This window comes from Sorangium sp. KYC3313 (genome assembly GCF_052075895.1).
GTDB lineage: Bacteria > Myxococcota_A > Polyangia > Polyangiales > Polyangiaceae > Sorangium > Sorangium cellulosum_B.
Window position 1 is genome coordinate 9,965,693 of the sequence record NZ_CP197255.1, and the last position, 15,940, is coordinate 9,981,632.

At 72.1% G+C, this 15,940-nt stretch carries 6 protein-coding genes; 1 reads left to right on the top strand and 5 read right to left on the bottom strand.

Annotated features, from left to right (window positions below):
* The first annotated feature begins 153 nt into the window (after positions 1-153).
* Entirely contained in the window at positions 154-2,334 is a 2,181-nt protein-coding gene (locus tag ACSRUE_RS37775) for an amylo-alpha-1,6-glucosidase (protein ID WP_441287811.1), read from the top strand.
* Between the two features lie 7 nt (positions 2,335-2,341).
* Here the strand turns inward: ACSRUE_RS37775 and ACSRUE_RS37780 are convergent, their stop codons facing one another.
* From ACSRUE_RS37780 to ACSRUE_RS37800, 5 genes are all read right to left on the bottom strand, one after another.
* Positions 2,342-4,870 carry a catalase gene (locus ACSRUE_RS37780; RefSeq protein ID WP_441287812.1) on the bottom strand — a complete coding sequence of 843 codons (2,529 nt, stop codon included), beginning with the start codon at positions 4,868-4,870 and terminating at the stop codon, positions 2,342-2,344.
* A 628-nt stretch (positions 4,871-5,498) separates the two neighbouring features.
* Entirely contained in the window at positions 5,499-8,210 is a 2,712-nt protein-coding gene (locus ACSRUE_RS37785) for a DUF6519 domain-containing protein (protein WP_441287813.1), read from the bottom strand.
* Between the two features lie 10 nt (positions 8,211-8,220).
* A complete protein-coding gene (locus ACSRUE_RS37790; protein WP_441287814.1) occupies positions 8,221-10,386 on the bottom strand; it encodes a phage tail protein in 2,166 nt (721 codons plus the stop codon).
* The gene (locus ACSRUE_RS37795; protein WP_441287815.1) at positions 10,383-12,962 is read right to left on the bottom strand and encodes a putative baseplate assembly protein; all 2,580 of its coding nucleotides are present in this window, start codon (positions 12,960-12,962) and stop codon (positions 10,383-10,385) included. Before ACSRUE_RS37795 ends, ACSRUE_RS37790 begins: the two co-directional genes overlap by 4 nt.
* Positions 12,959-15,940: a putative baseplate assembly protein gene (locus tag ACSRUE_RS37800; protein ID WP_441287816.1), complete on the bottom strand. Its 2,982-nt coding sequence runs from the start codon at positions 15,938-15,940 to the stop codon at positions 12,959-12,961. The genes ACSRUE_RS37795 and ACSRUE_RS37800 overlap by 4 nt, the downstream gene beginning before the upstream one ends.

A 15,940-nucleotide genomic window follows, 5' to 3' on the forward strand; every position in this document is an offset into this window, starting at 1 on the left:
TTGCAACGGAATTGCAAGCCATCGCAAAAGGGGGATGAAATGGGAGCTCATGAGTCGACTCGCCGTGCTGAACCGGGGAGCGAACGCCGGCCGCGGTCGGACGCCGGGACGAGCGAGCGTTCGCCGAGCGAACGGCTGGAGCGCAAGAAGAAGGTGCTCACCCAGGGCACCTCCTCGATGGCGCAGAGCATCGCGGATGCGATCGTCCTCAAGCAGGGCGGCGTCTTCCTGGTCACCGAGCAGGGCGGCTCGATCCCCCTGCATGGCGAGCATGGCTTTGGCCTCTACTACCATGATTGCCGGTTCCTGAACGGCTATACCGTCGAGCTCGACGACGCCCGGCCCGAGGTGCTCGCCTCGACCGCGGAGGCAGACCATGCAGGCGTCTTCCGGCTCGCGAACCCCCGGATGCTGATGCGCGAAGGGCACATCGTGTCCGAGCACGACGTCGGCCTCCGGTGGGAGCGGGTCATCGACGGCGATGCGACCGCTGTCTACGAGGACATCACGGTTCACAACTATGCTCGCTCGGCGGTCGACCTCGAGGTGAAGCTGACGTTCCGCGCCGAGTTCGAGGACGTCTACGCGGTCCGCGGCCTCATGCCCGAGGCGCTGGGGAAGCACCACGCCCCCACGGCGAACGACGAGGAGCTGCGCTTTTCGTACGATGGCGCCGACGGCCTGCAGCGCGCCGTGACCATCCGCTGGGGCTGCCGGCCGGACGCGATCGACGGCACCTCCGCGCTCTTCCGTGTCCGGCTGCCGCCCGGGCACAGCCAGCCGATCTCCCTCGTGATCTCGCTCTCGGAGTTTTCCGGCGCGGCGCCCGCCCATCGGCCCGCGCCCTCGTGCTCGGGGGCGGACGTCGCCGCGGCGAAGCGGCGGGGAGACGAGCATCTCGCCGCGCAGGCGCAGGAGAGGGCCCACGTCGAGACCGACAGCCTGCTCGTCAATCGCGTCCTCGCGCGGTCGTTCGCCGACCTGCTCCTCCTGCGGACGCCGCTCGACAGCGACATGTTCTTCGCCGCCGGCGTGCCGTGGTACACGGCCCTCTTCGGCCGCGACAGCCTGATCACGGCGCTCGAGGTGCTGCCTTACCAGCAGACCGTCGCCGTCGATACGCTGCGGCTGCTCGCGCGGTTCCAGGCGCGCGAGCGGGATCCGTGGCGCGACGAGCAGCCGGGCAAGATCCTGCACGAGCTCCGGGTCGGCGAGCTCGCGCGGGTAGGCGAGATCCCCGAGACACCGTATTACGGGAGCGTCGACACGACCGCCCTGTTCCTGATCCTCGTGGCGCGGCACGCGGCGTGGACAGGTCGACTCGACGTCTTCCACGAGCTCAGGGAGAACGTCGACGCGGCGCTCGGGTGGCTGTCGAGCCCCGAGGCTCACCCGGAGATCAACGGCTACCTGGCTTACGACTCGACCTCGAAATCGGGTCTCGTCAACCAGGGATGGAAGGACTCCGGCGACGCGATCGTCAATGAAGAGGGGCAGATCGCGAAGCCGCCGATCGCGCTCGTCGAGGTGCAGGCGTATGTGTACCTCGCCAAGTCGGGGCTGGCCGATCTGTTCGAGCGCGCGGGCGAGGCGGAGACGGCCGCGCGGCTGCGGCGCGAGGCCGCGGACCTGAAGGAGCGCTTCGAGCGGGATTTCTGGCTCCCGGAGCGAGGAGTGTACGCGCTGGCGCTCGTGGACGGCGGCCACCGCGCCGCGGTGTGCTCGTCCAACGCCGGACACGCGCTGTGGGCGGGCATCGCCGAGCCGTCCAGGGCGCGGACGTGCGCGGAGCGCCTGCTGTCGGAGAGCATGTATTCGGGCTGGGGCATCCGCACGCTCGCGGCGGACGAGAAGGCCTACAATCCGATGTCCTATCACCGCGGGACCGTGTGGCCCCACGACAACGCGCTGATCGCCGCCGGGCTCTGCCGCTACGGCCTCGCCAGCGAGGCGCGCACCGTGTTCGGCGGCATCGTGAGGGCCGCCATGCATTATCGAATGTACCGGCTGCCGGAGCTCTTCTGCGGCTTCCCGCGCGGCGAGCACGGCGCTCCGGTCCGCTACCCCGTCGCCTGTCACCCGCAGGCGTGGGCCGCCGGGGCCGTCCCGTACATGCTCGCCTCGCTCCTCGGGCTCGAGCCCGACGGCTTCGAGCGGCGCCTGCGCGTCGTTCGCCCGGTCCTGCCCCGGCTCGTTCGCCGCGCCACGCTGCGCGGGCTGGCCGTGGCGGACGGCCGCGTCGATCTGGAGTTCCGGAGGAAGCGGGGCGACGCGGTCGAGGTCGACGTGCTGCGGGTCGAGGGCGACGTCGACGTCGTGGTCGAGCAGCGCTGAGCCGGGGTCAGACCGCCGGCGGCTCGGTCTGGCGTTGCCACGCGCGGTGCATGGCGATCGCCTTGACGAACGCCGGCGCCGCCGCGGACACCGCGTCGTCCGGCAGGACGAGCAGGCCCGGGTCGGCCCCCGCGGCGGCCGCCGCAGCCCTCACGCCGGCGGCCTCGGCGAGCGGCGCGGCCGACGCTGGCACGAGCAGCGGCTTGCAGTGGCGGTACTGGAGCTGGACGAACTCGACCGCGAGCCCGTCGCGCGCCAGCGCCGCCGCGCCCTTGCCGGGCAGCAGCGCCGCGGCGTCGAAGAGGACGCTCGGGGCCGCCTCGATCGTGACCTCGACCGGCAGCTCGTCGCCCTCGGCGGTGCGCACCACCCCGAGGCGCGCGCCGACGTAGCGGGGCACCGCGCCCGCCAGCAGCAGCGCCTCGTAGAGCGCGCCCGCCTCCGCCCCGCTCACGCCGTCGGCGACGACAAGCGCGATGCGGCGGCCGAGGATGCGGCCGTCGCCCGGCCGGGCGAACAGCGACAGGGCCGGCGACACCGCGACCTCGGGGTCCTTGACGGGCGGCGCCACCATCGAGAGCGGCTCGGGGAGCGGCATGCCGAGGTCGGCCGCGACGCGCGCGGCCAGCCCCTCGTCGACGTTCCGCAGCATCCGGACCATGCGCTCGCGGATGGCCTGCGTCTGCACGCGCGTCAGCTCGAAGCGGAAGGCGCGCGCGATGTGCTCGCGCTCGACGGGCGCCTGGCTCGCCCAGAAGAGGCGCGCCTGCGTGTAGTGGTCGGCGAACTTCTCGGGCTTCGCGCGCAGCTTGCTCGGCTCGGTCGCGGCCTGCTGGGCCAGGAGCCGCTCGGCGACCGAGGCGAAGCCGCGCGCGCCGGCCTGGAAGGGACAGCCGCCGGCGAGCGAGTTGGGCTCATAGTTCACGCGACCGCGGTTGATCGCCTGGCGGTGGAACCCGTCCCGCTGGTTGTTGTGCACCTCGGCGACCGGCGCGTTGATCGGGATCTCGTGGAAGTTCGGCCCGCCGAGGCGCGAGAGCTGCGTGTCGAGGTACGAGAAGTTGCGCCCCTGGAGCAGCGGGTCGTTCGTGAAGTCGATGCCGGGCACGATGTGCTGCGTGCAGAACGCGACCTGCTCCGTCTCGGCGAAGAAGTTGTCGGGGTTGCGGTTCAGGACGAGCCGGCCGACGGTGCGCAGGGGCGCGAGCTCCTCCGGCACGATCTTCGTCGCGTCGAGCACGTCGAAGCTCCACCGCTCGGCCTCGGCCTCCGTGAACGTCTGGATCTGCAAGAGGTACTCAGGGAACGCGCCGCCCTCGATGGCCTCCCAGAGATCGCGACGGTGGAAGTCCGGATCGGCGCCCGCGATCTTCACCGCCTCGTCCCAGTCGAGCGAGTGCGTGCCGAGCACGGGTGTCCAGTGGAACTTCACGAGCGTCGCCTCGCCGGCCGCGTTGACGAGCCGGAAGGTGTGCACGCCGAAGCCCTGCATCGTCCGGAAGCTGCGCGGGATCGCGCGGTCGCTCATCTGCCACATGACGATGTGCATCGACTCGGGCATGAGCGAGATGAAGTCCCAGAAGGTGTCGTGCGCGCTCGATGCCTGCGGCATCTGGTGGTGTGGCTCGGGTTTGACGGCGTGCACCACGTCAGGGAACTTCATCGCGTCCTGGATGAAGAAGACGGGGATGTTGTTGCCGACCAGATCCCAGTTGCCCTCTTCGGTGTAGAACTTCACGGCGAAGCCGCGCACGTCGCGCACCGTATCGGCGCTGCCGCGCTCGCCCGCCACGGTCGAGAAGCGCACGAAGACAGGCGTCCGCTTGCCGACCTTGGCGAAGGGCGCGGCCTTGGTGAGCGCGGTGATGTCCTCGGTGCACTCGAAATAGCCGTGCGCGCCCGAGCCGCGCGCGTGCACGACGCGCTCGGGGATGCGCTCGTGGTCGAAGTGCGTGATCTTCTCGCGCAGGATGAAGTCCTCGAGCAGCGTGGGGCCGCGCAGCCCCGCGCGCAGCGAGTTCTGGTTGTCCCCGACGGGCACGCCCTGGTTCGTCGTCAGCGCCCGACCGAGCGAGTCGACCCGATGCTTCTGCAGAGGCCCCTGGTTCGGGTTTTCGCCCGGCGCCGCCTTGGCGCCGTTCTTCTCGGACTCGTTGCTCTCGGTGATCGTGCTCGCGGTCGCGTCGAGGTTCTCGGGCTTCGCCGTGGCACCTTGCGGCGGCTGTGGCATTTTGCCGCGTAGCGCGTACTCGGCGCCTTTGTTCACGTTCTCGGGGATCGCAGCGACGAGCGCTTCCGTGGCGTCGACCTTCGCGTCGAGGCGGTCGGCTGCCGCCACGTGGCGCACCCGGGCGTCCTCGCTGCTCGTCCCGCTGCCGAGCGCGGTCGCCGCGCGCTCGAGGAGGCTGCGTTTCGTCCGTGCCGCCCGCGGCTTCGCCGACGGGCCGCCCATCGATTGCTTCGCGCTGCCCGCGCCCTTCTCGGTCGGCGCCGGCTCTCTGGACGACGGCTTCGCGGGGTCTTTGCGATCGGTCATGACATGTCCTCCGGGAAGCCGGTGTTCCAGCAAAGGACGCACCAGCACGCGAGCTTCAGGCAAGCGCGGGCGACCGACGCGCGGCCGAGCCCGTTGCGGCGATCGGTCGGCCCGCCGCGTCCGCGTCCTGGCAGGGCGGCAGCCGGGCGATCGGACGGCCTCCCTCTCGGCCCTTGCACGGCTCTGGTCCATCGCAGTAGAATGGACCTCCTGAGACGGAGTCTGAGAGCGGAGATAGTGGAGCGAGCCGGTGTGGATAGGCCGGCGGACAAGACGACGACCAATCGAAGGCAAGCGAACGGCATCTTTTAGCGACGTCGAAAGCCGAGGGTTACGTAGTTCGATCGGTTCACCTTGTGCTAGGCGCACGCGTCATAGCAAGAGTCACTGTACCGGACGCGAACGACAGGACTTTTGGTCAAAGCCGAAGCGGAGAGTTTAGTAGCAACCGCACCAGAAAAGCGCCCGCGAGGTTTACGTGCCAGCCTGGCCTCGGAATGCGGGTGAGCAGCAAGCTCGGAGCCGGTGCTGGCCAATCACGGCTCCGAGCTTTTTTTTCAGCTCGCCCCGCAAACGAGCGCGGTGAGGGCGAAGCAGGCGATTTCGCCCCCTCTCACCGGTCTTCACGCTACCTGACGTTGCGCAAGCGCTCGTCGATAGCGTCCCTGATGACGGGAAAGCGCTCGTCTCTAGACCCCCTGATGCCGAACACGAGCTCGTGAACCGCGGTGCTGTTCGTCGGGGAGAGGCCGGGGAGCCAGCGCGGGACGACGGTCACACGCAACGGCACGACCTGCCTGCCCGGGAGCAGCGCCGCCAGACCGCTCCGCGCCTCGCTCGAGAGCGTCCACTCCCAGCGGCCACTTTCGCCTCTCGCGAAGTTCCCCATGACGTAGACGACGGGCGCGAGCCCTTTGACGTTCGAGCCCAGGCTTTCCTGCGGCAGCTCGGCATAGACGCGCACGCCCGAATGCAGCGATATGTCGTCGCCCCCCGGGGGAATGAGATCTTTCCGGAAAACCAGCGCGGCCAGCTGCGCCAGCTCGACGATGGTCCGCGGCTCGACCGGCTTGAGCGAGCCGTCGACCGTGCTGCGCCAGTCGAGCCCGACGAAGGGGTCGAACGCGTTCGTGCTCGCGGCGAGCGCTTCGACACGTACGGCCAGCGCGTCGATCGCGGCCTGCACGCGCCAGTTTTGCGCTCCTTGGAGCTGGGCGGCGAGCCACGGCACCAGAGGCTCCCACGTGATCTCGCGCGCCACGTCCAGCTGCGCGAGGAACAGGGCTGTCTGCGCGGTGGGGTTGTTGGCCCCGTCGAGCAGGCGCGCCTCGACGCGCTGGGTGGGGAGCGAGAGGAGCTCGCCGAGCTGCCACTGCACCTGCGCGACGCCGCTCGAGTCCGTCCGCGTCCGCACCGTGTGGTAGACGTTGCCGTTGGGCCACCTCTCGCCGGACACGAAATGGGGGCTCGAGTCGTGGACGTTGCCCCCCTGGGCCTCGTTGAGCGGCGTCCCGTCGAAGATGCGGTTGAGCACCGAGAACTCGACCACGGCGTTCTGAACGGGCCGCTGGCCGTCGTCGACGCGAACGCGGAGCGCGACCTCGAGGGTCTCACCCGGTCGGCCGCTTTGCCCGTTGCCCCCGGTCATGTGCAGGTTGAAGTGATCGAGCGTCTGCGCGACGAACGTGACCGCGGCGCCCACAGGTGTACCGGCCGGACCGATGCGCGCGACCTCCACCGTCTGGGCCTGCGCCGGCTCCCACGTGGTCTCCGCGAGCCGCGGGCTCGGACCTGCGCCGAGCCGGAAGTACACGCGCGCCTCGCCGTTGCTGTCGGTCACGACATCGATCTGCGTGACCGGCGATGGCGCCGTCGGGGCGGCCGTGCTGATCCTGCCCGCGCCCGTGACGACGCGGAATCGCAGCGTGGCATTGGGCACGGGCGCGCTACCGCGGGTGAGCACCGCGGTGAGCGGCGCCGGCAGCCACTCGCCGCTGCGGCCGTGCTGGCCGTCCCCACCCTCGATATCGAGGCTCCAGATCGAGGTCAGCGGCGGGAACAGCTTGCGGCAGTCGCCGCGGAATGACCAGGTGCCGCCGCTGCGATCGAGCAGGGCGAGCCCCACGCGGTGGCGCGCCGGCCCCTTGGACTTCACCACCGCGAAGTCCGGCGCGGTGAACGGCCAGTCGAGCTGCTGGCCCGTGCCCGGGAGCACGGCGGTGCGCGCCGGGATCAGCCAGGTGTCGCCGGTGCGGTAACGAGCACCGGTGTCGAAGCGCACCTGGAGCCCGTCCTCGATCGCGCCGAAGCTGCCGCTGATCGCGACCGCTTCGGCGCCGTCCCAGCGGCGGACCACCACCCGGCTCCCGCCGAGCACGGCCTGGAGCGCGGCGACCGTGGCGCCGCCGAGCAATGTGAGCTGCAGGGCGTCGGACCTCACGTCGTCCACACGGGCAAGGATGCCGGGCTCGCCGCGCAGCACGGCCGCCTCGTTGCGGATCTCGACGGAGCAGCCGATGTCGAAGCCAGCGGCGCCGCCGGGGCCGAGCCGATCGACCTGCAGAACGACCGGCGATAAGGAGGTGAGCGCCACGGCCGAGGCGACGATCGCGCCGTTGTCCCGGCTCCACTTGAACGTCGGGGTCTGCGCGATGAGCGAGCCGTCCGCGGCGATGTTCCCGGCGTGGATCTCGATCCGGTAGAGCTGGTTTTCCAGGCCGCGAAAGGCCGCGGCCTCGGACACGACGCAGGGCCCGCTCACCGTGCCCGGCTCGAGGCGCGGCTGGAGCGTGCCATTGTAGAGCTGGGCCAGGGCCTCCAGCGCCGCAGCGGCCGACGCGCAGGTGCCCGTGTTGACGTCGCCCACCCGCAGCCACCGGACCTGCCACACCGCTTGTTCGCGCAGCGTCGTGTCCGGGCCGCCGAGGGCGACCTCGCGGATGGACGGCTCCTCGACGGCGGTGAGCGGTCGCTCCCACACCTCGAGGTACGCGAGCCATGCGCCGTCCTGCGCGGGCAGCGGGTTCGCGCCCGGGAGGAACGGCTGCGCGGCGCCGAGCTGGAACGCCGTGCGGTTTCGCACGCGGATGCCGTTCACGAGGTAGAGCCCAGCGCCGAGCTGGGGAACGCCGGCGCCGGTCAGCGTGACGGCGAAGCCCGCGTCGTCGGCCGGCGCCCCCGAGCCGCCCACGAGGCGGGCGCGGCCTTCGCGTGTGTCGTGGAGCTGGAGGTCGACCTGCTCGTTGTGGTCGGCGTCCAGCGTCACGCGCCCCTGCTGGGCGCGGACTGCCGTGAAGTTGTCGTCGGGGTCGAACGTGGAGCGGGTCAGATCGCCGTTCATGGCTGTGGCCTCACACGAGGAAGAAAATGCCCGGCTCCAGGCCGAAGCGAAGGAACTGAGGGAGAGCGTTGCGGAGGTTGGCGAGGCGGATCCCGTGCTGCAGGTGGTTCCACGAGCCGGGCTCGCCGCCGTCCTCCGCGGCGCCCCGGAGCTCGGGCGGGGCCTCCGGAGCGAGCAGCAAGAAGCCGGGCGCCATCGGGTCGGCGCTGACGAAGCGCGGGCGGACGCGGAGGGGGACCAGCGCGGCCGCGGCCGCGCCTCCGACCTGGAGGGCTTCTTCCAGGGCGAGGTCGGGCTGGCACCGGAACCGCCGCGGCGTCCGGCTGTCGAGCGGCACGTAGCAGAAGCGCAGGCAGCCCTCCTGGTGCTGCTCCACCGTCACCGCACCGGCGAAGATCGAGCTCGATGCGCCGAGCGCGCCGAGCTCGCAACCGCCGAGCACGGTGGACCCGTCCGCTGTCATCGCGGTCTCGGGCGCGTGCACCTGGCCCACCACCGCGGTGTCGATCAGGTGGATGCCGCCGATCGCGCCGGCCGCCTCGATGCCGCCGACGATCGCGCGGGACGCGTGAACCTCCAGCGCGGCGTTGTCGGCGTCGGCGGTGACCACGTCGATCGCGCTCGCGCCGAGCACCGTGGCCGACACGAGGCGCAGCCCCTGGAGCGAGCCAGCCAGGACGACCACGCGGCCGGTCACGAGGAGGCCGCTGACGAGGAGCTCGCCGCGGTTCGCGGCGGCGGTGCCGGCGCCGTGGACGCGGAGATCGCCGACCACGACCGGCCGCACCGAGTCCGCCGCGAGCTGCCCCTTCTGGCGCCCGGGCGGAGCGCCGTCCGGCGGATCGGGCCAGGTCGCCCCGAGGATGCCGAGCACGGCGCCGGACGGCATCTCGACGGCGGTGGCCGGGGCCGCGTGCGTGCGGCTGTCGCCGACGAGGATCAGGCCCAGCGCGCGGCTCCGGGCCTCGTCGCTCGGGAGACCGGCGACGAAGCTGTTCCAGCGCTGGATCGCCTCGTCGAGCGTGGCGACGATGTCCGTGCCGGTGCGGTCGCGCAGCACGAGGATCTGGAAGGCGACCGTGCGGCTCTCGGGCGTCCCGGTCCAGCGCCCGAGCCACTCCTGCACGAGCGCGCCGCGATCCCAGGGTCCGGCGCCGAGGTCGCCGGAGGTCGCGATGAAGTGCCCGGTCGTGACCTCGACGCCGCTCAAGCCGGCCGTGAAATCGGCGCCGAGCACGAAGCGGCCGATCTGCGGATCGACCTCGACACGATCGTGGGCGGGCGCGGCGGGCACCGACGCGATCGCCGACAGGTCGCAGATGTCGACCTTGCCCGGGGCCACCCTCCGGACGACGGCGGCATTGCTCCCGTCGCGGCCGTGGACCTCGATCCAGAACGGCCAGACCATGTCCGCCCCCAGGGCGCGCGCCTGCGCCCAGAGCCGCCGCCTGGACAGCGCGAGAGGCACCGAGGCCTCGGTCGCGATCGCCGTGGGATCGGCCTCGGTCTCGAGCGCGGCGTAGAGCGGTCGATCTTCGCCGAGGGGGCTGAATCGGTAGGCCGCCTGGCCGGCGAGCGACATGGGCGCCGCGGTCACGCCCGCGAGCGGCCAGATGCGCGTGCGCCACAGGAACAACCCGACGTTGGGCAGGTTGTGCGTGCCGCGACCCGACGCGATCCGGCGCACCTCGACGGAGCGCGTCGCCTCCTCGAAGGGGCCGCCGAGGCGCTCCAGCGCGATCGTGCTCCGGATGTCCAGCGTCGCGGGGCGCCCGGTCGGGTGGTTGATCGACTCGTCCCACGTCATGCGGGTGAAGAACTCGACGACGCGCGCCGGGTAGTTCGTGAGATCGCGGGCGAGCAGCTCCAGCATCGCCGCGGTGCCCTTGCGCCTCCGGTAGCCGATCGTGTTGGCCACGAAGGCCCTTCGGCTGAACGCGATCGCGCGCACGTCGCGCGCGACCGGGAGGCCGAGCGCGTCGCCGATGTAAGGGACCAGCGACTCCTCGGCGGTCTCGATGAACGCGTTGTCCCAGGCGGTCTCGATGTCGGCCTGGACCGCCTGGAGCTGCTCGTCGACGATGGCGAGCAGCGCGCGCAGCGGACCGCCGAGCTCGGCGTCGCGGCGGCGGTAGACCGCGGGGAGCTGCGCGTAGAGGGTCTCGCGGACGCTCATGACTCGGACATCCTCCTCAGGACGACGTCGGAGGCGGCCGTGGACACGAGCAGGAGCTCCGCGATCTGCCGCGTGCCGCCGCTGGTCTGGGGCCCGAGCGCTTCGAGGAGAAGGTCGGGAGGGGCCGCCTGCGTCGGATCGTCGACGCGGTATATCCTGTCGAGATCCACGGCGCGCACGCCCTCCACCGACGCGAGGACGCGGAGGACCTCGGCGGGCGTCACGCCCTGCCCGAACGCGCGGCTCGCGAAGTCGAAGCGCGACAGCAGCGCGGCGCGCGCCGCCGCGTCGACGTCCTCCCAGCGATAGGCGGGCTCGATCAGGAGCCGGGCGTCCACGCCGAACCACCTCGCGCCGTAGCTGTCGATCACGACGCGGTGCATGGGGTCCTGGTAGTTGCGCAGCGAGCGCTCCAGATCGACGACCACGGGATCGGTCGGGGCCAGGGGCTTGCCGCTCGCGCTCGCGACGGTGAGGTGGACCAGGCGGCGCTGCCCGGCCCAGATGCCGACCGCGAGCGCCTTGCCGATGCCGGCGAACGTCCGCGCGTAGTCCTCGTAGTCCTGGATCGAGACCAGGCGATCGAGCGTGAGCACGGTGGTCGGCGCGTTCCGCCGGATCTCGTCCGGAGCCTCGGGATCCGCGCCGCCCGAGAACGCGGTCGGGTTCATGGCGCCGTCGATCCCCGCCGGCTTGCGCGTGAGCAAGGAGGCGCGCCCCTGCTCGACCTCCCCCGAGAGGCCGAGCCCCGTGCGGTACGAGGCGACGACGTTCTCCACGCCGCCGGGGAGGCGCGCGCCCGTGATCCCATCGCCGAACTCCACCACGGTCGTCCCGTCCGACGCGTGGCGGAGCGCGTACACGAGCGCGTCCGGCGCCTGGCCGTACAGGTACGGCGCGCGGGTCCACGCCACGCCGCCGACGCGCACGGTGAGCGCCGGCTCCGCGCCGCTCGGATCCGCAGGCGAGGACACGTGCGTGAGCGGCTTGCCCCTGAGCAGGAAGCGCTGGAGCGGCTGCGCCGCGTTGCCGCTGCCCAGCACCTCGCTCGGCGCCGTCTGACCGTGCGTGGCCCGCGCCACGTTGGCGTTCAGCACCACGTCGTCCCGCAGGTACGAGGCGGCGAGCGGCGGGTCCAGCGTGAGCGTCGTCACGCCGCCCGTCGTGCTCGCAGCGACGATCTTCACGACCTCGCCGCGCGGGCTGCCGGTCGAGGCGTCTCGGCCGTACACGGCGAGCATTCTCCCCTCGAGCCCCGCGAACGCGCCGTTCAGCGTGACCGTCGAGCCCGTGACCGGGCTCGTGTCGGGCTCACCGACCCGAACGAACGTGTCGGGCTCGCACCACACCGCGGTCGCGCGGCGATCGAACTCGCCGAGGCGCTCGCCCTCGAGCTTGAGCCGCGTGACCTTCGCCGTGAGCGTGAAATCCACGCGCGCCCTCGGGCCTGCCCGGACCACGCGATACGCCTCGACGTTGTACGGGTCGGCGAGCACCACCCAGCTCCCGGGCAGGACGCCCGTGTACTCGCGGTCGAGGTCGACGAAGCCGTTTGCCACGATCGGCTCCTCGGACAGCGCGAACTTGGGCCACTCCGTCACAGGCCATGGCGCGCCCGTGTCGGGCCTCGTGCGGCTGAGCAGGCGCGTACGGCCGTCCACGCCCGGGCTGGGCACGCCGGCCATGGTGCCGCCCGCGCTCCACCACGCCGTGAGCTGCGTCTGGTCCGACTGGGTCTTCCAGTCCGGCGCGTTGTACCCGAAGAGGGAGGCGCGGTTGCGGAAGATCAACACCGCGAGCACCTGCTCGGGAGGAGGTGTCCTCGCGTCCCCGAGATTGCGCTCGAACACGAGCTTCGTCTGGTCGTGCGCGGTGTCGACCTCGGTCGAGGTGATGCGCCGGAATTCCCACCGCTCGCTCCCCGGGGTCGCGTTCCGATCGGCGCCGTAGAGCAGCACGCCGTCCCCGCGTTGCGCGCGCGTGGCCACGCCCGAGACCCAGACCCAGCGGTCCTCCCTGGTGAGCGGCGCGAGCGGCTTCCGCTTCGTGACGGGCAGCGCGTTGTACGCCGCGAGCGCCTCGATGGCCTCGCTCGTCTCGAAGATCGGCGGCGGCGCGTTGCCTTCGGGGAGGGCCATCACCGCAGTGCCAGCCGGCACGATCACGGGCCCGGTCGAGAGCGACGACGCCGTGAACGAGAGGTAGCCCGACGCAGCCACGCCCGGGCTGGGCTCGTACCCGAGCGCGCGCGCGATCTGCACCAGCGACACGCGCTCCATCGCGGTGCCGATGAACACCTCGTTGAGGTGGCGTTCCTGATAGAACGTCAGCACGTCGAGCGCGCACGCGGTGGCGTCGAGGAGCGCGATGGTCGGCTCGGACGCGTCGCGCGCGGTGAGCGCCTGGAGAGGCCGCGCGCCGTCCCCTCGATCGGGCGGCACGGTCTGGAGCGGCAGCCTGGCCACCATCGCCGCGCGGAACGTCGCCCACGTGCCGGTGCGGTAGCGCAGGGTCGGCTGCCCGGGCGGGTTGTCGCGCTCGGGCTTCGTCGGCTCGCAGCATCCGGTCGCGTTCATGCTCCGCCCTCCACGTTGAAGTGGATCCGACCGCGCTCGGGCGCGCTCGGGTTCGACTCGCACTGGATGATCTCGAGCGCCCCCACGCGGAGCACGCCCGAGGCGAGCTCGTCGTGCCCGGCGGTCGACCAGCGGCGGAAATGGTTCGCCGGGTTCTCGGGTCGCGCGTCGACCCACCGCACGCCCGGCACGGCCATCGCCGTCGCGACGATCTGGCTCAGGTACACGCTCTGCCCGAAGGTGAAGTTGTCCGGATGAAAGAAGGCGCGTGTGCCGTCGGGCAAGAGGCCCGTGCCGAACGCCCGCTGCAGCGCGCTCGCCACGGCCTCGGGCCAGGCGTCGCGCTCGACGCAGATCGCGAGCACGATATCGAGCGGTACGTACTCGGGCCCTCGGACCTCCAGGCCGTACCCGGCCATCCGATACCGCTCGAGGAACGCGGTGATCTCCGCCACGAACTCGGCGTTGACCGGACGGCCCTCGACGCGATCGATGTGCACGCGCACCGTGTGCCACGACCCCGTCCACACGATCCGCGCGACCGCGCGCTGCACCTCGCGGTGTCGGCTCGCGACCTCGGCCCAGTCGGCCAGGGTCACCGCGCGCTCCTGCGTCCGGAACGCGTACGGCGCAGACTTCCGCACCACGTCCAGCGGCTCCGGATCGACGCCGCCCACGGCCGGCAGCGGGTTGCGCACCGCCACGAGCTCCGAGGCCGGGAGCTTCGTCGACAGGAGGTGGGCGATGGCGCCGGCGCCGACATTGCCGAGCACGCCGTTCCCCGTGCGGTACTGCGCCTTGAACGCGGCGTCAGCGCCGGGCCTCCGGCCCGTGGTGTCATCGCCGAAGCGGATCCACGCGCGGCCGCTCGACTCCATCTCCACCCAGAACTCCGCGGCGGAGCGATCCGAGGCCAGGAGGTCGCGCTGGGGTGTCCAGGTCACGCTGTCGTCCCCGAGCAGCGTCGCGGCGGGCAGCGCCTGCTGCGGCGCCTGGCGCACGACCTGGCTCGCGGACCACGTCGTGGTTTGCCAGTCGGACGCGGTGGTATCGTCCCAGATCGGCGGCGCGGTCGCGAAGGTCAGGCCCGTGCGGCCGAGCGACGCCCCCAGCCGGCCGCGGCTGCCCCACGGCGTCACCGCCAGGTCCTCGGTGAACGGCCGGCCATGATCCACGAGCGTGAGGTTGCCGCGCGCGACAGCGAGCGGACGCCCGTCTTGCAGCACCGGAAGATCGAACGGCAGCGCGTCCTCGGCGAGCCACTCCACGTCGAGCACGTCCTTCGCGAGGAGCGGATCCGTCGTCTGCTTCGGCTCCTTCGAGAGCCGGACGACGTGGCGCAGGGCAGGGTCCGCGTCCTCCGCCGCCCGGGTCGCGGCGCTCGCGGTCGCCTCCAGGAGCAGGAGATCGCCCTTCTTGAGCTTCAGCGCACGGCCGGTGTCCAGGAGCGTGCAGCGGGTCGTGCCCCGGGGCAGGCACAGGTCGCCCTCGCCCCAGGCGTAGATCGCGATCTCGTTGTGCGCCTCAAGGAGCCTCCCGAGCGGCAGGAGCGCGCGGAACACCTGCGACTCCGGCGGCAGCGTCGTCGTCTCGAGCGTGTCCGGCGGCAGGAGGGCGCTCGCGCCGAGGAGGCGTGTGAGGAAGAGATCGCCGGCCGCGACCACATCCGCGCGGTCCACCCCCGCGCTCGCGACGAGGTGCACGAAGGCGCGGGCGTTCACGCCCTCGTGCATCCGGTAATCGAGCAGGCGCGCGTGGCGCCGCACCGAGGGCCGGAGCCGCGCCGTGTGCAGGTACGCCTCGGTCGCGACCGCGTCCTGCGCGTACGCGAGCTGGTCCGCGCGCGCCGCGATCAGATCCACGAGCACGGACCACATGCCGGCAGGGCTCTGCTCGGCGTCCGCCGCGCCGAGCACGGCGAGCCGATCCAGGAGGAGCCGCCGGAAGCCGTTGAAATCGCGGGTCAGGTAGTCGAGGACGGGCGGGGCGGGCAGCTCGGCCGAGCAGGAAGTGTCGGTCCGGCAATCGAGCGGCGACGGGCAATCGACCTTGAAGTTGACGGTGGCGGCGGAGAGCAGGACGTCGAAGAGGGGGTCGCCGGACACGCGCAGCGTGTAGAGCGAGAAGTCGCCGCGCTCCTCGGTGCACACGGCGAGCCACACCTCCGCGTCGCCCCGCGCGGCGCGCTCCGCGGCGAACGCCCCTAGCTGGGCGCGCTCCGCGGCGGTCAGCTCGGGATCGACCACGGCGGCGATGTCCGCGAGCGGCCAGGCCCAGCGCACGTGCACCTCGGGCTGGCGCACGCCGCCGGTGATGGACAGGTTCGACGCGCGCAGGTCGGTCACGCCGAACGCGCTCGCGAAGCGCACGAACACCACACGCTGGCGGAGCCTCTCGGACACGAGCGGGCGCTGATCCGCGACCAGCACGTGGTGGATCGCGTTGAGCCACGCCGCGCGCGCGGCGGCCGAGAAGGGCGGCTCCTGCGCGACGTGGAGGGACGCGAGGCGCGCCTCGAATCCGCTCGGCGGGGTCGTGCTCCCCGGGCTCGCCCGGAGATCGACCGACACCGTCGCCGGCAGCGCCGCCTCCGTGTGCACGATCAGCCAGCGCCCGGGCAGCCCCGGTTGCGCGTCGATGGCCGCGGCGAGCGCGCCGAACCAGTCGAGCTCGTCCTGCTGCAGCGCGCCGTCGAGCGCCTGGACCGTCCCGAGGTCCGGGGCCGTCACCATCCAGCGCACGGTGGCGCCCGCGAGGAGCACCTCGGCCTGCGTGAGCGCCGCGACGCCGCGCGGGGTCACGAACCGGAGCAGCGCCACGCGCCCGGCGATGCGCGAGGGCAGGCCGCTCGCGGGGAGCGGGAGATCGGCCGGGTTGCGCGACGGATCCTGGCCCGGGATCACGAGGCGCTCGAGCCCGTTGTCCGGGAGGGAATAACCGGCCTCGAGGGCGCGGCGGCGGCCTTCGAAGGCGCTCAT